Genomic DNA, 17,471 nt, shown 5'->3' on the forward strand with positions numbered 1-17,471 from the left:
GTCTTTACACTGCGGCACATGTCTGCAGTTGAACACCTGATGGCACGCGCCGAGGCGCTGCTTGGCCGGCTCGAAGCCGTGCTGCCCCAGCCGCTTGCGGCCCCCGATTGGCAGGCCTCCACGGCCTTTCGCCTGCGCAAGCGCGCCGGCCGCATGGTGCTGGAGCCGGTGCGGCATGTGGCCGCCATCCGCCTTGCGGACCTCAGGGAGGTCGAACCGCAGAAGCAGCGCCTGCTGCGCAATACCGAGCAGTTCGTGGCGGGACGCCCGGCCAACAATGTGCTGCTGACGGGCGCCAAGGGCACGGGAAAAAGCTCGCTGATCAAGGCCTGCCTGAACGAATTCGCACCCCAGGGCCTGCGCCTGATCGAGGTGGACAAGGCCGATCTGGTGGAGCTGCCCGATCTGGTGGATCTGGTGGCCGAGCGGCCCGAACGCTTCGTGATCTTCTGCGACGACCTGAGCTTCGACGAGGGCGAGCTCGGCTACAAGGCGCTCAAGTCCATGCTGGATGGCTCGATCGCCGCTGGCAGCGATAACGTGCTGATCTACGCCACCAGCAACCGCCGCCACCTGCTACCCGAGCAAATGCGCGACAACCTCGGCTATTCGCACACCGAGCGAGACGGGAATGTCGAGGTCCACCCAGGCGAGGCGGTGGAGGAAAAAATCTCGCTGTCCGAGCGCTTCGGCCTGTGGGTCAGCTTCTACCCCTTCAGCCAGCAGGAATACCTGGCCATCGTGGCGCAATGGCTCAGCCATTTCGGCCTGGATGAGGGCCAGATCGAGGCGGCGCGCCAGCCCTCGCTGGTGTGGGCGCTGGAACGCGGCTCGCGCTCGGGCCGGGTGGCCTACCAGTTTGCGCGCGATCTGGCCGGGCGCGCCGAGGCCCTGCCCGCCGCCACCCGCGCCAGCGATGCCGCTCCGCCCGAGGGCCTGGACCATGTCTGAGCGCGTGCCGGTGGATGTGGCCGTGGGCGTGCTGGTGGAGCGCGATGCGCAGGGCCGGGAAGGGCGCTTTTTGCTCACCTCGCGCCCGGTGGGCAAGGTCTATGCGGGCTACTGGGAATTCCCGGGCGGCAAGCTGGAGGCCGGCGAAAGCGTCGAGCAGGCGCTGCAGCGCGAGCTGCACGAGGAGCTGGGCATCCAGATCGGCGCCGCCCACCCCTGGAAAGTGGAGCTGATGGACTACCCGCATGCGCGCGTGCGCCTGCATTTCTGCAAGGTCTACGACTGGCGGGGCGAGTTCGAGATGCGCGAGCAGCAGGCCATGGCCTGGCAAAGCCTGCCGGTGCAGGTGCAGCCGGTGCTGCCGGGCACGGTGCCGGTGCTGCAGTGGTTCGCCGCGGAGCGTGGCCATCTGGGAGATACCCATGCCGGCTAAACTGCGGGCATGAATTGCCTGGATCAAGTCAAGTGGGATCGCGACGGCCTGGTGCCGGTGATCGCCCAGGAGCGCGACAGCGGCGACGTTGTCATGTTCGCCTGGATGAACCGTGAGGCCCTGGCGCTCACCATCGCCAAGGGCCAGGCGGTGTACTGGAGCCGCTCGCGCGCGCGCCTCTGGCACAAGGGCGAGGAGTCCGGCCATGTGCAGCAGGTGCACGAGATCCGCCTGGACTGCGACAGCGATGTGGTGCTGCTGAAGATCACGCAGCTGGGGCATGAACCTGGCATAGCCTGCCACACCGGCCGCCATTCCTGCTTCTACCAGCGCCTGGAGAACGGCGTCTGGCAGAGCGTTGAGCCGGTGCTCAAGGATCCGGCCAGCATTTACGCGGCTCAGCAAGCAAGATGAACGGCAACGACATCCTCAGCCGCCTGGCCGACGTGATCGACTCGCGCCGGCCCGAGGCCGGCGGCGACCCCGCCACCAGCTATGTGGCCAAGCTTTTCCACAAGGGTGGCGACGCGATCCTGAAGAAGATCGGCGAGGAGGCCACCGAGGTGGTGCTGGCCGCCAAGGACGGCGATGCGCAGAAGCTCGTCTACGAGGTGGCCGACCTCTGGTTCCACTCGATGGTGGCGCTCTCGGCCCAGGGCCTGCGCCCCGAGCAGGTGCTGGCCGAGCTGGCGCGGCGCGAAGGCCTGTCGGGCCTGGAAGAATTTGCCCAGCGCCCGCATTCCTGAAACCTCTCCTTTATTCGCCTATGTCGCACGACGCCAACTGCATTTTTTGCAAGATTGTTGCCGGTCAGATTCCGTCCAAGAAGGTCTTCGAGGACGAGCAGCTGCTGGTGTTTCACGACATCCACCCCTGGGCGCCGGTGCACATCCTCTTGATTCCCAAGCTGCACATCCCCAGCTTGGTGGAGGTGGGCCCCGAGCATGCGGCCCTCTTGGGTCATATGAACACGCTGGTGCCGCGCCTGATGAAGGAGCTGGGGGTGACGAACGGCTTTCGCACCGTCATCAACACCGGCGCGGACGGTGGGCAGGAGGTCTACCACCTGCACATGCACGCCATGGGCGGGCCGCGGCCCTGGCTCAAGGGCTAAGCTGGTTCAAGGTCATGTCATTGCACGCCGCCTAGAATGGTGGCTTCGTTTCCAGGAGAAGACATATGGGTTCGTTCAGCATTTGGCACTGGCTCATCGTGCTGGCCGTGGTGGTGCTGATCTTCGGCACCAAGAAGCTCAAGAACGTGGGCTCTGACCTCGGTGCCGCAGTGAAGGGTTTCAAGGACGGCATGAAGGACGGCAGCAGCACTTCCGACGCGCCGCCCCAGCAGGTCACCAGCAACAGCAAGGTGGCGGACGCCAACACGGTCGACGTTGAAGCCAAGACCCGCCAGTGATCGATTTCGGTTTTGACAAGCTGGCCCTGATCGGCGCGGTGGCGCTGATCGTGATCGGGCCCGAGCGTCTGCCGCGCGTGGCCCGCACCGTGGGCCATCTGCTGGGCAAGGCGCAGCGCTATGTGGCGGATGTCAAGGCCGAGGTGAGTCGCTCGATCGAGCTCGAGGAGCTCAAGAAGATGAAGGGCCAGTTCGAGGACGCGGCGCGCGAGGTCGAGCAGAACGTGCAAAGCGAAATCAACTCGGCCAACCAGGCCTTTGAGCAGACCTGGGGCGAGGTGAGCGGGCAGACCTCGCTGGAAGGCAGTTATGGCAGCGTTGCCAGCTACAAGCCGCCGAAGAAGAACTGGCGTGTGAAGCGCGGCGCCACGCCGATCTGGTACAAGCAGCGCCAGGGCGTGCGCCGTCATGCCCAATCCGGCGCCGCCCGCGTGGCGCGCTTTCGCCCGCCCCGCAGAGCAGCATGAGCAGCAACAGCCCCCAAGAAGACGAACTCGCCGGTACCGAACAGCCCTTCGTCTCGCACCTGATCGAGTTGCGCGACCGCCTGATACGCGCGGTGATCGCGATTGCCTTGTGCTTCGGCGCGCTGTGCATCTATCCCGGCCCGGCCGGGCTCTACGACATGCTGGCCGCACCCCTGGTGGCGCACCTGCCGCCGGGCTCGACGCTGATCGCCACCAATGTGATCTCGCCCTTTCTGGTGCCGCTCAAGATCACCCTGATGGCCGGCTTCCTGCTGGCCCTGCCAGTGGTGCTGTACCAGATCTGGGCCTTTGTGGCGCCGGGCCTGTACACGCATGAAAAACGCCTGGTACTGCCGCTGGTGGTGTCGAGCACGCTGCTCTTCATCGTCGGCGTGGCCTTCTGTTATTTCTTCGTGTTCGGCCAGGTGTTCAAGTTCATCCAGAGCTTTGCGCCCAAGAGCATCACCGCCGCGCCCGATATCGAGGCCTATCTGAGCTTCGTGCTGTCGATGTTCATCGCCTTCGGTGCCGCCTTCGAGGTGCCGGTGGTGGTGGTGGTGCTGGCGCGCATGGGCCTGGTGAGCGTGGACAAGCTGCGCGAATTCCGCGGCTACTTCATCGTGCTGGCCTTCATCATCGCTGCCGTGATCACGCCGCCGGACATCGTCTCGCAGCTGGCGCTGGCGATTCCCATGTGTCTGCTTTACGAGGCTGGCATCTGGGCCGCCGGCATCTTTGTGCGCTACTCCAAGGTGCCCGATGAAGAGCGGGAAGTCCCCGGCTCTTAATTCACTCGGGCTCTTCTGACAGCGGTTGGGGCTTGGGGCGCTGACCCACCAGCAGCTTGAGCTCCAGGCTTTCGCTGCCGCGCTGCAGCGCCAGCAGCACCTGGCTGCCGGGCTTGAGCGCCGCCGCCGCGCTGAGCAGCTCGGCCGGGCTCAGCACCGGCTTGCCGGCCACGCCGGTGACCACGTCGCCGGGCTTCACGCCCGCCGCGGCCGCCGGGCTCTTGCCCACTACGCCGCTCACCAGCACGCCCTGCTTGGTACTGAGCTTGAAGGCCTCGACCATCTCGGGCGTGAGTTCGCGCGTCTGCACGCCGATCCAGCCGCGCGCCACCTGGCCGTCCTTCACCAGGGCATCGAGCACCTGGCTGGCGGTGCTGATGGGGATGGCGAAACCTATGCCCAGGCTGCCACCGCTGCGCGAGAAGATCGCCGTGTTGATGCCCACCAACTGGCCCTCGGCATCCACCAGCGCGCCGCCCGAATTGCCGGGGTTGATGGCGGCATCGGTCTGGATGAAGTTCTCGAAGGTGTTGATGCCCAGCTGGCTGCGCCCCAGCGCGCTGACGATGCCCGAGGTGACCGTCTGGCCGACGTTGAAGGGGTTGCCGATCGCCAGCACCACATCGCCCACCTGCAGGGTCTCGGCCCGGCCCAGCCGTATCACCGGCAAGCCGGGCAGCCGGATGCGCAGCACCGCCAGATCGGTCTCGGGATCGGTGCCCACCAGCTCGGCGCGCGCCTCGCGGCCGTCGCTGAGCAGCACCTCGATGTCGGAAGCGCCGGCCACCACATGGTTGTTGGTGAGCAGATAGCCCTGCTCCGACACGATCACGCCCGAGCCCAGGCCCACCTGGGGTCGGCCCGCGCCGCGCCGGTTCAGCGGGAAGGGGTGCCAGGGAGCCTCGCCGCGCGCACTGCGTGCCGGCGGTTTGCTGGCGGTGATGCTCACCACCGCGGGCGTGGCCAGCCGCGCCGCCTGCGCATAGCCGATGCGCGTGGGGCTGGAGGCCGCGGGTGCGGCTGCCGGCAGCGGCGCCGCGGAATGCAGCCATTGCGGTTTCAGTGTGCCGACCACGAAGTACGCGGCCAGGGTCACCGTCGTGGCCTGGGAGAATAGCAACCAAGTCCTTTTCAAACCGACCCCCAAGCCATGGCGCAACGCACCGACATCGAACGCACAATCGGCAACTGGCTGGAGCCGGGCCGCTTCAAGGATTATGGGCCGAACGGCCTGCAGGTCGAGGGCCGCGACGAGATCGGCCGCATCGTCTGCGGCGTCACCGCCAGCCTGGCGTTGATCGATGCCGCCATCGCGGCCCGGGCCGATGCCATCCTGGTCCACCATGGCCTGTTCTGGCGTGGCCAGGATGGGCGCGTGACCGGCTGGATGAAGCAGCGCCTGGCGCGCCTGCTGGCGGCCGACATCAGCCTGTTCGCCTACCACCTGCCGCTGGACGCGCATGCCGAGCTTGGCAACAACGCCCAGCTGGGCCTGCGCCTGGGCTGGCAGGCGGATGCGCGCTTCGGCGAGCAGGAGCTGGGCTTTGCGGGCGAGCTGCCCGCCGGCCAGCAAGACCTGACCCTTTTGCAAGCCCATGTGCAGGCGGTGCTGGGGCGTGCGCCCACGGTGCTGGCCGGCGACGGCCGGCCGCTGCGCCGCGTGGGCTGGTGTACCGGCGGCGCGCAAGGCTATTTCGAGGCTGCCATCGCCGCCGGCGCGGATGTCTTCCTCACCGGCGAGCTGTCCGAGCCGCAGGCGCATATCGCCGCCGAGACCGGCGTGGCCTTCATCGCCGCCGGCCACCATGCCACCGAGCGCTATGGCGTGCAGGCCCTGGGCGAGCGCCTGGCCGCCAAGCTGGGCCTGGCGCAGCAGTTCATCGACATCGCCAACCCAGCATGAACAAAAAGCCGCTGCTTCTCACCATGGGCGATGCCTGCGGCATCGGCCCCGAGATCATTGCCAAGGCCTGGGCGCGCGAGCATGCGCGGGACATTTGCGTGGTCGGCGATGTGGGCGTGCTGCGGCGCGCGCTGGCCTGGGCGGGCGTGGCCGTGCCGCTGGCCAGCCTGAGCGCGCCCGACGAGGCCGCACCGCCCGGCGCGCTGCCGGTGTGGCAGCCGCCCGGTCTGCCCGTTGGGTTGCTGGACTGTGCCGTCGGCCGCGTCGATGCGCGCGCCGGCGCTGCCGCGGCGCTGTGCATCACGTCCGCGGTGCGCGCCATCCAGTCCGGCCAGGGCCGCGCGCTGGTGACGGCGCCCATCCACAAGGAGGCCCTGCACGCCGCCGGCTCGCCCTACCCGGGCCACACCGAGATGCTGCAGGCGCTGGCGGCGATCAACGGCCGGCTGGCGCCGGTGCGCATGATGCTGGCCAACGAGGAGCTGCGCACCGTGCTGGTGACTATCCATGTGTCGCTGCGCGCGGCGATCGAGCTGATCAGCCGTGCGCGCGTGCTGGAGACCATTGGCATCACCGACGCCGCGCTGCGTGCCTGCGGCATCGCCGCGCCGCGCATCGCGGTGGCGGGCCTGAACCCGCATGCGGGCGAGGGTGGGCTGTTCGGCGACGAGGAGATCCTGCACATCGCGCCCGCCATCGCCGACGCCCGCGCCGAGGGCATCGCGGCCAGCGGACCTTATGCGCCCGACACCGTCTTCATGCGCGCCCGCAACGCGCCGGGCCACCCCGGCGAGTTCGACGCGGTGGTGGCGATGACGCACGACCATGGCCTGATCCCGGTGAAATACCTGGGGGTGGAGCAGGGCGTCAACGTCACCCTGGGCCTACCCTTTGTGCGCACCAGCCCGGACCATGGCACGGCCTTCGACATTGCCGGCAGTGGCCGCGCCGACCCGTCCAGTCTGCTGGCTGCGCTGCGCATGGCGCGCCGGCTCAGCAGCAGTGACTCAGTGGCGTGAATTGAGGGCGGCCAGCTGCTTGCGGGCCCGCGCGGTGGCGCGCTCGATCAGGTAGGCGTTCTCGAAGGCGCGCAGGCGGCCGGACTCGCACAGCTTGCGCAGCATGCGCGCCGTCATGGTGACGGTTTCCTGGTGCTTGTGGCCCTGGGTGAAGATGAAGAAGCTGCGGCCGGCGCTGATATGGGCCAGGCGCACCTTGTGCCATTGCTCGCCGGTGTGCATCTGGTAGGCGAAGCCGAGCTGCAGATGGTCGATCAAGAGGCCTCCCGAGCTGGGCTCGGCCTCGCCCTCGACGGCGGGCAGGCCGTCGATGCTGATGTCTACCGACTGCAGCGGCGCCTCTTCGGCACCCAGGTCGATGTCGACCTGGCCGTTCCAGTCCACCGCGGCCTCGTTCACCAGGCCCAGGCTCTTGGCCTCGTCGGCGCTCAGCCGGCTGCCCATGTCGAGCTCGGCCGGCACGGTGATGGCGCCGCCGGCGGGCAGGTCTTTCTCGCTCGGCGGGGCGCAGGCAAACACGCCCTCCAGCTGCTTTGCCAGCAGGTTGTATTCCAGCGGGGTCAGGGCTTGCCCCTTGAGCGAATCGGCATGTGCCGGCAGCAGTTCGCCGAAGAACTGCTTGCGCGCGGCCTCCGGCCAGCGGATCAGGTCCAGCCCCTCGTTGAGCGTGGTCATCAGCTTGGGCAGCGAGGCCAGGAAGGCCTGTCGCTGCGTCGAGCCGGCCTTGGGCTGCACGCTCAGCACGATGTCGCGGCCGAACTGGCGGTAGCGTTCGGCGCGCTCCGGCGGCGACTTGGGGTCGCGCGCCGCCAGCACGATGGCCTGGCTCCAGATCTGCGCCAGGAAGGCGCGCAGGAAATCCGGCATGCCGACGGGCGCCAAGGCCGCCTGCAGCTGCTGCATATAGCGCTGCTGCAGGCGCAGATCGGTTTCCTTGCGCTCCAGCAATTCGGTCGCATTGCCCTGCGCCTGCAGCGCCGCGCTGGTCTGTTCGCCGATGAAGCGCTCCAGCGCGTCCAGCTTGGTCTCATAGAGATCCATGCGGTCGAAATCGCCGTTGGCGACTTCCTGCACCAGTTCGCGCACCAGGGCCAGGAAGGCCTTGCCCGGGTCTTCGGAGAAATCGTCGTAGGCGCAGGCCAGCGAGGCGATGCGGTTGACGAAGCGCCGCACCGGGTGCTTGCGCGAGGAGAAGAAGCTGTTGTCGCCCAGCGCCGCGCGCAGCACCGGCAGTTGCAGGCGCGCGATCTGGCGCGCCATCTGCGGCGGCACCTTGGGGTCGGAAAGAATCTGGTCGAACAGGCTGCCGACCACGTCGATCACCATGTGGTCGAGCTTGCCGCTGGCCGCCTCGCGCAGTTCCTCGCGATGCGCATGGATCAGATTGGGCGGCAGCTGGCCGGCCCAGCCGGGTTCGCCGTAGTCCTCGTCCCAGCCGGTCATGCGGCCGCGGCCGGGTACGCCGTCGGCGCTGCCGTAATGGCCGGACTGTCCGTAAGCGCTGTCGCCTTGCGGCGAGCCCGACGCGGCCATTGCCGGCATATGCGCCAAACGCCGAAGCAGATCCATCATGCGCGGATCGACCTCGCCGATGGCGCCCGCGCCGGCCATGCCGCGGCCGGCCCAGCCGGCGGGCATGCGGGGCAGGCCGCCGCGCGGCATCGCCAAGTCGCCATAGGCGCTGTTGCCGGCCTCGGGGGGCGCCATGCCGCCGGCGGCGCCGGGCGCGCGCGCGGACGCGGTGCCACGCACGCGCAGGTCCTGCGGGCGCAGGCCGCGGCTGCGCAGCAGTTCGGCGATGTCGGCATAGCAGGCGCGCATCTCCTGCGCCAGCGAGCGCGTCAGCTCGTCGGACAGGATCTGGCGCGTTTCGCTGTCGTCGCTGACGGCCTGAATGCCGTCCAGCAGGGCCTGGGCGATCACCTGGGGACGCAGTGGGTTGCGGTCCTCGGGGCGCTCGGAAGCCGGTGCGAGATTGCCGATATAGGACTCGACCTCGCGCAGCTCCCACTCGCTCTGGTGGCCGATCGCCAGGCCGATGCGGTCGGCCGCGACCATGGCGTTGACCTGGTCGTCGTCCATCAGCGAGAGTTCACCCCAGTCCTTGCCGCTGGCCTTGGACGCGGGCTCGGGCACCCTGGCGGTGGCCGGCGCGGTGCTCGACGCCAGCTGGCCGCGCAGCGACTGGTAGAAGCCGTTGGCAAACAGCGCCTGCTGCTTGCGGAACAGGAACTGCGCCGCCAGCAGCGCGTCGCGCCGTTTGGCCTGACCCGCCGAAAGTGCGGCCATGCCCAGCCCTTCGGCCGCCCGTTCGGCGGCCTGCTCGGCGGCCGTGCGTACACGCTGCAGCGCGGCTTCCAGGTGCGGGTTGAGTCGGAGTTCGGGCGGGTTCATGGCGGGTTAGGGACCTCGCTGTGGGTTTCAAGCCACAAGCTATGCCAGCAAGTATCGCGCCATTCCCGGGGTGGCAATGCCGCCCGCTGCGCATGGCGCACAGGCGGTGCGCAATACCTGACGGATCGGGCCTGCCTTACGCTTTGTCACGCTTGAGCGAATCGCGAATTTCGCGCAACAGCACGATGTCTTCCGGCGTCACCGGCGCCTCCACCGGCGCGGGCGCCGGGGCGTCGTTGCGCTTGAGGCGGTTGATCTGCTTGATCATCAGGAAAATGATGAAGGCCAGTATCAGGAAGTTCAGCAGCACGGTGAGGAAGCTGCCATAGGCGAACAGTGGCACGCCCGCCTTGGTGAGCGCCTCATAGGTCATCGGGCCCTTGAAGTCCGCCGGTGGGCTGCTGAGCATGACGAAGTAGTTGGAGAAGTCCAGGCCGCCGACCACCTTGCCGACCAGGGGCATGATCAGGTCCTTCACCACCGAGTCGACGATCTTGCCGAAGGCGCCGCCGATGATCACGCCCACCGCCAGGTCCACCACATTGCCCTTGACGGCAAACTCCCTGAATTCGCTCATGAAACCCATCGATGACTCCTGGTTTGGCCGTGCTGGCCGGGTTGCTTGGATGGTCGCTATTGTGCTTGTTTGAGGCGCGCGCGCGTTAGGCCAAACCAGGGGTCAGATCATGCCTGGCGCGCTCGTCGCTCAAGGGTTTTTGCGCTCGCCCGGCTCAAAGCCGGCTCGGGGGCTTGACGGCGTCCGTTAGAATCCCCGGTTGCCCCTGATCAGAAGTCTCCATTGAGGACCCACATGAGTGACCAGCAAGTGGACCAAGGCAAGCGCACCTGGCTGATTGCCACCGGTTGCGCCGGTGCCGTTGGCGGCGTCGCCACCGCCGTGCCCTTTGTCAGTACTTTTTCGCCCTCCGAGCGTGCCAAGGCCGCTGGTGCTGCCGTTGAAGTCGATATCAGCGCCGTCAAGCCCGGCGAAAAATTGACCGTCGAATGGCGCGGCAAGCCGGTGTGGATCGTCCGCCGCACGCCCGAGCAGCTCGAAGCGCTCAAGAAGAACGACGCGCAGCTGGCCGACCCGATGTCGGCCCGCACCGCCTATCCGACGCCCGAGTACGCCAAGAACCCGGCGCGCTCGATCAAGCCCGAGTTCCTGGTGGTGGTGGGCATCTGCTCGCACCTGGGTTGCTCGCCGAGCGACAAGTTCCAGGCCGGTGCCCAGCCCTCGCTGCCCGACGACTGGACCGGCGGCTTCCTGTGCCCCTGCCATGGCTCGACCTTCGACCTGGCGGGCCGCGTGTTCAAGAACAAGCCGGCGCCCGACAATCTCGAAGTGCCGCCCCATATGTACCTGTCCGACACCAAGCTGCTGATTGGTGAGGACAAGGCTGCCTGACGCTAGAGCACAGAGGTCAATCAATATGGCTGAATTCAAAGAAGCTCCCGCAGGCGCATCCATGGGCGAGCAGCTCATGACCTGGGTGGACAACCGGTTCCCGGCCACCAAGATGTACAAGGAGCATATGTCGGAGTACTACGCTCCGAAGAACTTCAACTGGTGGTACATCTTCGGCTCGCTGGCGATGCTGGTGCTGGTGATCCAGATCGTCACCGGCATCTTCCTGGTGATGCACTACAAGCCCGACGCGGCCCTGGCCTTCGGCTCGGTCGAGTACATCATGCGCGATGTGCCCTGGGGCTGGCTGATCCGCTATATGCACTCCACCGGCGCTTCGGCGTTCTTCGTGGTGGTGTATCTGCACATGTTCCGCGGCCTGATCTATGGCTCCTACCGCAAGCCGCGCGAGCTGGTCTGGATCTTCGGTTGCGGCATCTTCCTGTGCCTGATGGCCGAGGCCTTCATGGGTTATCTGCTGCCCTGGGGCCAGATGTCCTACTGGGGCGCCCAGGTGATCGTGAACCTGTTCGCTGCCGTGCCCTTCGTCGGTCCGGACCTAGCGCTGCTGATCCGTGGCGACTATGTGGTGGGCGACGCCACGCTGAACCGCTTCTTCAGCTTCCACGTCATCGCGGTGCCGCTGGTGCTGCTGGGCCTGGTGGTGGCGCACATCATCGCGCTGCATGAGGTGGGTTCCAACAACCCGGACGGCGTCGAGATCAAGGCCAAGAAGGATGCGCAGGGCCGCCCGCTGGACGGCATTCCTTTCCATCCCTACTACACCGTACACGATGTGTATGGCGTGTGCCTGTTCCTGATGGTGTTCACCGCCATCATCTTCTTCGCACCCGAGCTGGGCGGCTATTTCCTGGAGTACAACAACTTCATCCCGGCCGATCCGCTCAAGACACCCGCGCACATCGCGCCGGTGTGGTACTTCACGCCCTTCTACTCGATGCTGCGCGCCACCACCGATCCGATGGTGAACGTGCTGGCTGGCGTGGTGGGCCTGGGTGCGGTGCTGACGGTGCTGAAGGGCAACTTCTCCGGCAAGGGCAAGATCGCCACGCTGGTGATCGCCGCCGTGGCCATCTTCCTGCTCAAGACCTTCGACGCCAAGTTCTGGGGCGTGGTGGTGATGGGCGGCGCGGTGGTGATTCTGTTCTTCCTGCCCTGGCTGGATCACAGCCCGGTCAAGTCGATCCGCTATCGCCCCGACTGGCACAAGACCATGTACGGCGTGTTCGTGGTGTTCTTCCTGGTGCTGGGCTATCTGGGCATTCAGCCGCCGACCGACATCGGCACCCTGATCGCACAGATCGGCACGCTGTTCTACTTCGGCTTCTTCCTGCTGATGCCCTGGTGGAGCAAGCTGGGCACGCCCAAGGCGGTGCCCGAGCGCGTGACCTTCCACCCTCACTGAGCCAACAGCACCGGAGTCGAACGATATGAAAAAAATCATCGCTACGCTGCTGCTGGGCCTGAGCCTTGTGAGTGGCGCTCATGCCTCCGCGGGCGGCATCGAGTGGGACAAGTTCCCCAAGGAAAAGATGACGGACGTGGCGGCGCTGCAGAACGGCGCCAAGATCTTCGTCAACTACTGCCTGAACTGCCATGCGGCGGCCTTCATGCGCTACAACCGCTTGCGCGACCTGGGCCTGACCGAAGCGCAGATCAAGAGCAATCTGCTGTTCGCGTCGGAGAAGGTGGGCGAGACCATGAAGGTGTCGCTGGACCCCAAGCAGGCCAAGGAATGGTTCGGCGCGCTGCCGCCTGACCTGACCGTGATCGCACGTTCGCGTGCCGATGGCGCCAAGGGCTCGGGTGCAGACTACCTCTACACCTATATGCGGACCTTCTACCGCGACGAGACCAAGGCCACCGGCTGGAACAATATGGCCTTCCCCAGCGTGGCCATGCCGCATGTGCTGTGGGAATTGCAGGGCCAGCGTGCCGCCAAGTTCGAGGAAGCCGCCGATCCGCACGACGCGAGCAAGAAGGTGCATGTCTTCAAGGGCTACGAGCAGCTCACGCCCGGCACCCTGAGCCCGCGCCAGTACGACGAGGCCGTGGGTGATCTGGTGGCCTATCTGCAGTGGATGGGCGAGCCCGCCCAGGCGCAGCGCTTCCGCCTCGGCGTGATGGTGCTGCTGTTCCTGGCCGTGCTCACCTTGTTCGCATGGCGTCTGAATGCGTCTTTCTGGAAAGACGTGAAATAAGCAGCATGTGAGGCCCGGCATCCGCCGGGCCCAGTACGCAGTGGGGCGCCCTCGGGCACCCACTGCGTTTGCCTTTTGTGATCGGGCCCGCCGCCCGGGCATGAAAACTGTCCTAGACCTGAACTTCAGGAGTCCGCCGCCATGATGGTGCTTTATTCTGGAACCACTTGCCCCTACTCGCACCGCTGCCGCTTTGTGCTGTTCGAGAAGGGCATGGACTTCGAAATCCGCGATGTGGACTTGTTCGCCAAGCCCGAAGACATCGCCTTGATGAACCCGTACAACGAGGTGCCCATCCTCGTCGAGCGCGACCTCATCCTGTACGAGTCGCACATCATCAACGAGTACATCGACGAGCGCTTCCCGCATCCGCAGCTGATGCCTGGCGACCCGGTGGCGCGTGCGCGCGTGCGCCTGTTCCTGCTCAACTTCGAGAAGGAGCTGTTCGCGCATGTGAACGTGCTGGAAGGCCGCTCGCAAGCCGTCAAGGCGACCGACAAGCAGCTCGAGAAGGCGCGCTCGCAGATCCGCGATCGCCTCACCCAGCTGGCGCCCATCTTCCTGAAGAACAAGTACATGCTGGGCGACGATTTCTCGATGCTCGACGTGGCCATCGCGCCGCTGCTGTGGCGCCTGGACTATTACGGCATCGACATGTCGAAGAACGCCCTGCCGCTCTTGAAGTACGCGGAGCGCATCTTCTCGCGCCCGGCCTATATCGAGGCGCTGACGCCGTCCGAAAAGGTCATGCGCAAGTAAGCAGACGACGAAGCCCCGCAGCATGGATCAAAACTCTGATGGCGGTTCGACCGCCGGCACGCCCAGCACGTCGACCCGGCCCTATCTGATCAGGGCCTTGCACGACTGGTGCACCGACAACGGCTTCACGCCCTATATCGCGGTGCATGTGGATCGCCATGTGCAGGTGCCGATGGAGTACGTCAGCAACAACGAGATCGTGCTGAACGTGGGCTTCGAGGCCACCAGCAGCCTGGACCTGGGGAACGAGTTCATCCAGTTCAAGGCCCGCTTCGGCGGGGTGGCGCGCGAGATCCATGTGCCGGTCGATCACGTGGTGGCCATCTATGCGCGCGAGAACGGGCAGGGCATGGCCTTCCCGGCGCCCACGCCCGAGGAGCCTAACGCCGTGGCTACGCCGGCGGCACCGGGCTCGGCAGCGCCCAGCCCGCGCCCGGTCACGCCGCTGCGCGGCCTGCGCCTGGCGGGCCAGGCCGAGCCGGAGGCGCCCGCCGCTGCACCGTCCGAGCCCGCCAAGGATCAGGGTAGCGATGGCGACGACACGCCGACCGGCCCGGGCGGTGGACGGCCCTCGCTCAAGCGCGTCAAGTGACGCCTGCATTTGCGTCTAGAATGCGCAGCTCTTGAAGAAGAAGCCGTGCCGGCTTAGCTCAGTTGGTAGAGCAACCGCCTTGTAAGCGGTAGGTCATCAGTTCGAATCCGATAGCCGGCACCAAAAAACTTAACGGGATCAAGCGCATACGCTTGATCCCGTTTTCTTTTGATTGCTTGCGCTTTCCAAATTTGGGCCAGTCAGTTGGCCCAAATTTGGCCCAGAGTTGATAGCTTTTAGGAAAGCGTCTGATGCGCTTAGGCCTGAAAACTGAGACCTGTTTGGAATTGAGCGGTCCTGTGCGAAGATATTTACGTCGATTGAGGACTCCACTACCCTTCGTATCGTGTCCAGGGGGGGGTAGTTAGGCAGATAGCCCGATGGCGCGGTAGTAATGCCGATAGCCGGGCGGAGGGTAGATCGGCCGGGACCCAGTAGAACATGGCCCAAGGCTGTGTGAAGCTATGTCGGCTTGGTGCGTATTCAAGTACCAGGTTGCAAAAAGAAAGGGTTGGCCACCAAGCCGTGGCCTCGCGGCTCTGCCGTGACAGATGGGCAAGGGTATGACTAGTAAAACTGGTCGCGTCCACTTGGTTGGCAGGGCGCGCGCTGATGCAGAAATGCCCAGCGTCGCGTCGCAGTACTGATCCAACCTCGGAATCCTGGCGCATGGGCACACCATCCTTACTGAAGGAGGTGTGCTGCTGTGCCAACACCCACCCATTCCTACTCAAAGCATGCGCGCTGCGCACTGCCCACGCCAACCATCAGAACCCTTGACAGCCACGGGCTGGGGTTGGTGCTGGGAAAGACTGCATCTTCTGTGCAGGCAGACCTTAGCCGAGCACCGCACCGGCTGCCGCCGCCAATCCGGATCCGTGGTGCACGCGGCGCGCTATGGCTTGAATCTACGGTTCTTGCGTGGCTGCAGGAGCATGAGCGGGCCGCCCTCATGGGGCGTCCTCGGCGCGGCAGGCCAACCAAAGTCGAGCAGGCAAGGCGCCAAGCCGCAGGTGCTGGCGCGGAGGTGCAGTCATGAGCGGCATTGATCTGACCACCACCTTGGCGCTTGCCTGCGAACGCCGCGCTATTCATGTGACCGAGGAAGCGGTCAAGAAGACGCTGCAGCGTTGGAGGCGACGGTGCGCGGTAGCGGAACAAGCGGGCGCTTCTGTTCCCTCCAACCCTTGGCCTTGCGTTCTGCCCGCTGCCCGCGCAGGCCGTGGCAACCAACTGCGTGTCGATTTGCGCGAGCTGGAGAAGCTCATGCGAGCCATGGGACGGGTGCACTGCGTCACGCGCTGCCTAGAGCTGATGGGTGAACTGCGGCCGCAAATGGAGGCTGCATGAGCGGCATGTCCAACCGCGCAGCGCAGAGGCTCGTCACCGCCGGCAGATTTCTGCAGTCGCGAAAGCGCCGGATCATTGTTCAACCCGGTGAGTCGTATCCGGCCGCAGTGCTGCGGGAGCTGCAAGCGCTTCCCGAAGCCGAGCGGCTGCACCTCAAAGGTCTCGTTGACTGGGTGGAGCAGTACGACATTCAGGCCGAATCAGAGGCGAACGCGCAGCAGCGTGCAGCCCGGGGGCGACGATGAACTCCCCAACCAGCAGCGGCAGACATGGCCGCAAAAAGCCGCAGGTGCGGGGAAGCGGGGCAATCAAAATCAAGCGGCCGACGGCCAACTACTCAATCGTGCCGGATTCGATCCTGGTCGACGGTGCGCTGTCGCTGGATGCAAGGCTCGTGCTGGCTTACCTGGCTGGCCGCCCAGCCAACTGGACGCCGCTTGTTTCAGATATCTGCGGCAGACTCAAGGTCACAGACTGGGGATGGCGGCGCATCCGGCGAGAACTGATCGCCGCCGGCGTGATGCGGCACACGCGAGAATCCAGGGGCTATCAGCAGCTCGAGTGGGTCCTTGAGGTAGACCTGGAGCGCTACTTCTCCTAAGCGGGCATCGTGGAAATCGATCTGGTGGAAATCAACGGATGAACTACACCGGGTGAATCTCAGCGGATAAGCAAGCTCACCTAGCAGTACGAAAGAGCATCTGGGCTGCCGCCCTTGCCCCGCTGGGGGCCTCGCCGCCCCCTTTCCCCCCAGCACATGTCGCCGGTGTGAGCTGTGGGCGGTCACTACCTCGTTGGGCCTCCGCGACGGTCGCTGTCGCGACCTGCAGGTGGTCAAGTTTTGACAGGGGAGGGGCCTGTCGGCCTTGTCTGGACCATCGCGCCGTGAAACACGGCCGACAGGCCGGCTGCCTTCCTCAAGACCATCGGAACATTGCAGGACGCGACAGCGGCCGTCGAGTTGCCCCAATCGCTGAGCATCAGGAGCAGCCCTTCAGCGGTCATTTGGCGGGGGAAGCGTCTGAAAGAGATTGGGCGCGAAAAATTTTGATGAAGCGCAGCCTCTCTTACTGCGACTGATCGAGTTCAGGCGATTGCAGCGACTCGTGCAATGCTCGGCGGACATGCGGACTGAGCCGCATGTCGAGGGCCCTTAGCGTGAGCGGTGACTCCGGCAGTAGCGAGTCAAGGCGCGCAGCCATGGACTGCACCTGACCGTCCTTTGTCCATCCTTTGTCCGTTCTTCAAAAGGGCAACAGGACTCAGAGTTCGTTCATCTAAAGCAGGCCGGCAAGCCGACCCATGTCTACACACCCGAAGGGTGCTTTGACATGGGGCTTGCGAGAGGCCTGCAGCCCCTTCGATCCCCGCTCCCGCTCAGTACAACATGCGACTCCCCGCCGATCACCCAGCAGCACTGACCAAGTCGAACTCGATCGTTTACAGCGCTCGAGTGCCGAGAAGCGTAGCGATGGCATGGGACAGCGAGGCCGCGCGCGCGGGCATGTCGCGATCCGACTGGCTGCGTCAAGCGGTGGACCCCGAGCGCGCCCGCTTGACCGGCGCCCGTCAGCCCAAGCGGTTGCATCGCACGGCAGACCCTGCGTTGCTGTTTCAGATCGGCAGGGCCGGCACGCTGCTAAACCAGCTTGCGCACCAAGCGAACGGCGCGGCCATTGCAGGTAGCAAGGCCGACGTCCTGCAGACGCTTTTTCAGATTGAGCGCCACCTCGATGAGCTGCTACATCGCGAGGGCGTGTGTTGATTTCCTA

The 17,471-nt window shown here is 65.8% G+C and carries 22 protein-coding genes and 1 tRNA gene; 20 read left to right on the plus strand and 3 right to left on the minus strand.

Translation table 11 applies throughout. The features are described 5' to 3' along the window. Positions 1-18: 18 nt before the first annotated feature. The 8 genes from WG898_RS10395 (at position 19) to tatC (ending at position 4,052) form a co-directional block, all read left to right on the plus strand. Entirely contained in the window at positions 19-951 is a 933-nt protein-coding gene (locus tag WG898_RS10395) for an ATP-binding protein (RefSeq protein WP_339602715.1), read from the plus strand. Next, the gene (locus WG898_RS10400; RefSeq protein WP_339602716.1) at positions 944-1,384 is read left to right on the plus strand and encodes an NUDIX domain-containing protein; all 441 of its coding nucleotides are present in this window, start codon (positions 944-946) and stop codon (positions 1,382-1,384) included. Before WG898_RS10395 ends, WG898_RS10400 begins: the two co-directional genes overlap by 8 nt. Before the next feature lie 9 nt (positions 1,385-1,393). Then, positions 1,394-1,798: a phosphoribosyl-AMP cyclohydrolase gene (gene hisI / locus WG898_RS10405; protein ID WP_339602717.1), complete on the plus strand. Its 405-nt coding sequence runs from the start codon at positions 1,394-1,396 to the stop codon at positions 1,796-1,798. After that, positions 1,795-2,130: a phosphoribosyl-ATP diphosphatase gene (locus tag WG898_RS10410; RefSeq protein WP_339602718.1), complete on the plus strand. Its 336-nt coding sequence runs from the start codon at positions 1,795-1,797 to the stop codon at positions 2,128-2,130. The genes hisI and WG898_RS10410 overlap by 4 nt, the downstream gene beginning before the upstream one ends. 20 nt (positions 2,131-2,150) lie before the next feature. Beyond that, positions 2,151-2,498, plus strand: coding sequence for a histidine triad nucleotide-binding protein (locus WG898_RS10415; protein ID WP_339602719.1), 348 nt, complete (start codon positions 2,151-2,153; stop codon positions 2,496-2,498). Positions 2,499-2,563: 65 nt separating this feature from the next. Then, a complete protein-coding gene (gene tatA / locus WG898_RS10420; RefSeq protein WP_339602720.1) occupies positions 2,564-2,797 on the plus strand; it encodes a Sec-independent protein translocase subunit TatA in 234 nt (77 codons plus the stop codon). Then, positions 2,794-3,264: a Sec-independent protein translocase protein TatB gene (gene tatB / locus WG898_RS10425; RefSeq protein WP_339602721.1), complete on the plus strand. Its 471-nt coding sequence runs from the start codon at positions 2,794-2,796 to the stop codon at positions 3,262-3,264. Before tatA ends, tatB begins: the two co-directional genes overlap by 4 nt. After that, positions 3,261-4,052, plus strand: a complete 792-nt coding sequence (gene tatC / locus WG898_RS10430; protein WP_339602722.1) for a twin-arginine translocase subunit TatC — start codon at positions 3,261-3,263, stop codon at positions 4,050-4,052. The genes tatB and tatC overlap by 4 nt, the downstream gene beginning before the upstream one ends. A gap of 1 nt (position 4,053) precedes the next feature. Here the strand turns inward: tatC and WG898_RS10435 are convergent, their stop codons facing one another. After that, the gene (locus WG898_RS10435) at positions 4,054-5,187 is read right to left on the minus strand and encodes a S1C family serine protease (protein WP_339602723.1); all 1,134 of its coding nucleotides are present in this window, start codon (positions 5,185-5,187) and stop codon (positions 4,054-4,056) included. Positions 5,188-5,202: 15 nt separating this feature from the next. Here WG898_RS10435 and WG898_RS10440 point away from each other — a divergent pair, with 15 nt between their 5' ends. Together WG898_RS10440 and pdxA are read left to right on the plus strand one after the other, a co-directional pair. Further along, positions 5,203-5,955 carry a Nif3-like dinuclear metal center hexameric protein gene (locus WG898_RS10440; protein ID WP_339602724.1) on the plus strand — a complete coding sequence of 251 codons (753 nt, stop codon included), beginning with the start codon at positions 5,203-5,205 and terminating at the stop codon, positions 5,953-5,955. After that, on the plus strand, positions 5,952-6,974 hold the full coding sequence (gene pdxA / locus WG898_RS10445; protein WP_339602725.1) for a 4-hydroxythreonine-4-phosphate dehydrogenase PdxA: 1,023 nt from the start codon (positions 5,952-5,954) through the stop codon (positions 6,972-6,974). Before WG898_RS10440 ends, pdxA begins: the two co-directional genes overlap by 4 nt. On the opposite strand, the gene WG898_RS10450 is transcribed toward pdxA, so the two are convergent. After that, complete coding sequence (locus WG898_RS10450; protein ID WP_339602726.1) at positions 6,963-9,368, minus strand: DUF1631 family protein; 2,406 nt, start codon at positions 9,366-9,368, stop codon at positions 6,963-6,965. The genes pdxA and WG898_RS10450 overlap by 12 nt on opposite strands. Positions 9,369-9,504: 136 nt before the next feature. Next, positions 9,505-9,954 (minus strand): large conductance mechanosensitive channel protein MscL, encoded by a 450-nt coding sequence (gene mscL, locus WG898_RS10455; RefSeq protein ID WP_339602727.1) that lies wholly within the window; start codon positions 9,952-9,954, stop codon positions 9,505-9,507. A 225-nt stretch (positions 9,955-10,179) separates the two neighbouring features. Here mscL and petA point away from each other — a divergent pair, with 225 nt between their 5' ends. The 10 genes from petA (at position 10,180) to mobC (ending at position 17,464) form a co-directional block, all read left to right on the plus strand. Further along, positions 10,180-10,776 carry a ubiquinol-cytochrome c reductase iron-sulfur subunit gene (petA, locus tag WG898_RS10460; RefSeq protein ID WP_339602728.1) on the plus strand — a complete coding sequence of 199 codons (597 nt, stop codon included), beginning with the start codon at positions 10,180-10,182 and terminating at the stop codon, positions 10,774-10,776. Between the two features lie 25 nt (positions 10,777-10,801). Next, entirely contained in the window at positions 10,802-12,202 is a 1,401-nt protein-coding gene (locus tag WG898_RS10465; RefSeq protein WP_339602729.1) for a cytochrome b, read from the plus strand. 25 nt (positions 12,203-12,227) lie between these two features. Then, positions 12,228-12,998 (plus strand): cytochrome c1, encoded by a 771-nt coding sequence (locus WG898_RS10470; protein ID WP_339602730.1) that lies wholly within the window; start codon positions 12,228-12,230, stop codon positions 12,996-12,998. Positions 12,999-13,139: 141 nt separating this feature from the next. Continuing rightward, positions 13,140-13,757 (plus strand): glutathione S-transferase N-terminal domain-containing protein, encoded by a 618-nt coding sequence (locus tag WG898_RS10475; protein WP_195793978.1) that lies wholly within the window; start codon positions 13,140-13,142, stop codon positions 13,755-13,757. A 22-nt stretch (positions 13,758-13,779) separates the two neighbouring features. After that, complete coding sequence (locus WG898_RS10480) at positions 13,780-14,349, plus strand: ClpXP protease specificity-enhancing factor (RefSeq protein WP_339602731.1); 570 nt, start codon at positions 13,780-13,782, stop codon at positions 14,347-14,349. Between the two features lie 47 nt (positions 14,350-14,396). After that, a tRNA-Thr gene (locus tag WG898_RS10485) sits at positions 14,397-14,472 on the plus strand. Between the two features lie 912 nt (positions 14,473-15,384). Then, positions 15,385-15,699 carry a hypothetical protein gene (locus tag WG898_RS10490; RefSeq protein WP_339602732.1) on the plus strand — a complete coding sequence of 105 codons (315 nt, stop codon included), beginning with the start codon at positions 15,385-15,387 and terminating at the stop codon, positions 15,697-15,699. Further along, the gene (locus tag WG898_RS10495) at positions 15,696-15,944 is read left to right on the plus strand and encodes a hypothetical protein (RefSeq protein WP_339602733.1); all 249 of its coding nucleotides are present in this window, start codon (positions 15,696-15,698) and stop codon (positions 15,942-15,944) included. Before WG898_RS10490 ends, WG898_RS10495 begins: the two co-directional genes overlap by 4 nt. Further along, on the plus strand, positions 15,941-16,300 hold the full coding sequence (locus tag WG898_RS10500) for a hypothetical protein (protein ID WP_339602734.1): 360 nt from the start codon (positions 15,941-15,943) through the stop codon (positions 16,298-16,300). Before WG898_RS10495 ends, WG898_RS10500 begins: the two co-directional genes overlap by 4 nt. Positions 16,301-17,170: 870 nt before the next feature. Further along, a complete protein-coding gene (mobC, locus tag WG898_RS10505; RefSeq protein ID WP_339602735.1) occupies positions 17,171-17,464 on the plus strand; it encodes a plasmid mobilization relaxosome protein MobC in 294 nt (97 codons plus the stop codon). Positions 17,465-17,471 lie beyond the last annotated feature (7 nt).

This window comes from Paucibacter soli, assembly GCF_037482845.1.
In the GTDB taxonomy this organism is placed as follows: domain Bacteria; phylum Pseudomonadota; class Gammaproteobacteria; order Burkholderiales; family Burkholderiaceae_C; genus Paucibacter_B; species Paucibacter_B soli.

Excerpts from the sequence above, each read along its gene's own strand:
- pdxA (WP_339602725.1), top strand. The coding sequence starts at position 5,952 with ATGAACAAAAAGCCGCTGCTTCTCACCATGGGCGATGCCTGCGGCATC.
- WG898_RS10400 (WP_339602716.1), top strand. The coding sequence starts at position 944 with ATGTCTGAGCGCGTGCCGGTGGATGTGGCCGTGGGCGTGCTGGTGGAG.
- WG898_RS10450 (WP_339602726.1), bottom strand. The coding sequence starts at position 9,368 with ATGAACCCGCCCGAACTCCGACTCAACCCGCACCTGGAAGCCGCGCTG.
- WG898_RS10465 (WP_339602729.1), top strand. The coding sequence starts at position 10,802 with ATGGCTGAATTCAAAGAAGCTCCCGCAGGCGCATCCATGGGCGAGCAG.
- WG898_RS10495 (WP_339602733.1), top strand. The coding sequence starts at position 15,696 with ATGAGCGGCATGTCCAACCGCGCAGCGCAGAGGCTCGTCACCGCCGGC.
- mobC (WP_339602735.1), top strand. The coding sequence starts at position 17,171 with ATGGCATGGGACAGCGAGGCCGCGCGCGCGGGCATGTCGCGATCCGAC.
- mscL (WP_339602727.1), bottom strand. The coding sequence starts at position 9,954 with ATGGGTTTCATGAGCGAATTCAGGGAGTTTGCCGTCAAGGGCAATGTG.
- tatA (WP_339602720.1), top strand. The coding sequence starts at position 2,564 with ATGGGTTCGTTCAGCATTTGGCACTGGCTCATCGTGCTGGCCGTGGTG.
- tatC (WP_339602722.1), top strand. The coding sequence starts at position 3,261 with ATGAGCAGCAACAGCCCCCAAGAAGACGAACTCGCCGGTACCGAACAG.
- hisI (WP_339602717.1), top strand. The coding sequence starts at position 1,394 with ATGAATTGCCTGGATCAAGTCAAGTGGGATCGCGACGGCCTGGTGCCG.
- WG898_RS10475 (WP_195793978.1), top strand. The coding sequence starts at position 13,140 with ATGATGGTGCTTTATTCTGGAACCACTTGCCCCTACTCGCACCGCTGC.
- WG898_RS10470 (WP_339602730.1), top strand. The coding sequence starts at position 12,228 with ATGAAAAAAATCATCGCTACGCTGCTGCTGGGCCTGAGCCTTGTGAGT.
- WG898_RS10480 (WP_339602731.1), top strand. The coding sequence starts at position 13,780 with ATGGATCAAAACTCTGATGGCGGTTCGACCGCCGGCACGCCCAGCACG.
- WG898_RS10440 (WP_339602724.1), top strand. The coding sequence starts at position 5,203 with ATGGCGCAACGCACCGACATCGAACGCACAATCGGCAACTGGCTGGAG.
- WG898_RS10395 (WP_339602715.1), top strand. The coding sequence starts at position 19 with ATGTCTGCAGTTGAACACCTGATGGCACGCGCCGAGGCGCTGCTTGGC.
- WG898_RS10415 (WP_339602719.1), top strand. The coding sequence starts at position 2,151 with ATGTCGCACGACGCCAACTGCATTTTTTGCAAGATTGTTGCCGGTCAG.
- petA (WP_339602728.1), top strand. The coding sequence starts at position 10,180 with ATGAGTGACCAGCAAGTGGACCAAGGCAAGCGCACCTGGCTGATTGCC.
- WG898_RS10410 (WP_339602718.1), top strand. The coding sequence starts at position 1,795 with ATGAACGGCAACGACATCCTCAGCCGCCTGGCCGACGTGATCGACTCG.
- WG898_RS10490 (WP_339602732.1), top strand. The coding sequence starts at position 15,385 with ATGAGCGGCATTGATCTGACCACCACCTTGGCGCTTGCCTGCGAACGC.
- WG898_RS10500 (WP_339602734.1), top strand. The coding sequence starts at position 15,941 with ATGAACTCCCCAACCAGCAGCGGCAGACATGGCCGCAAAAAGCCGCAG.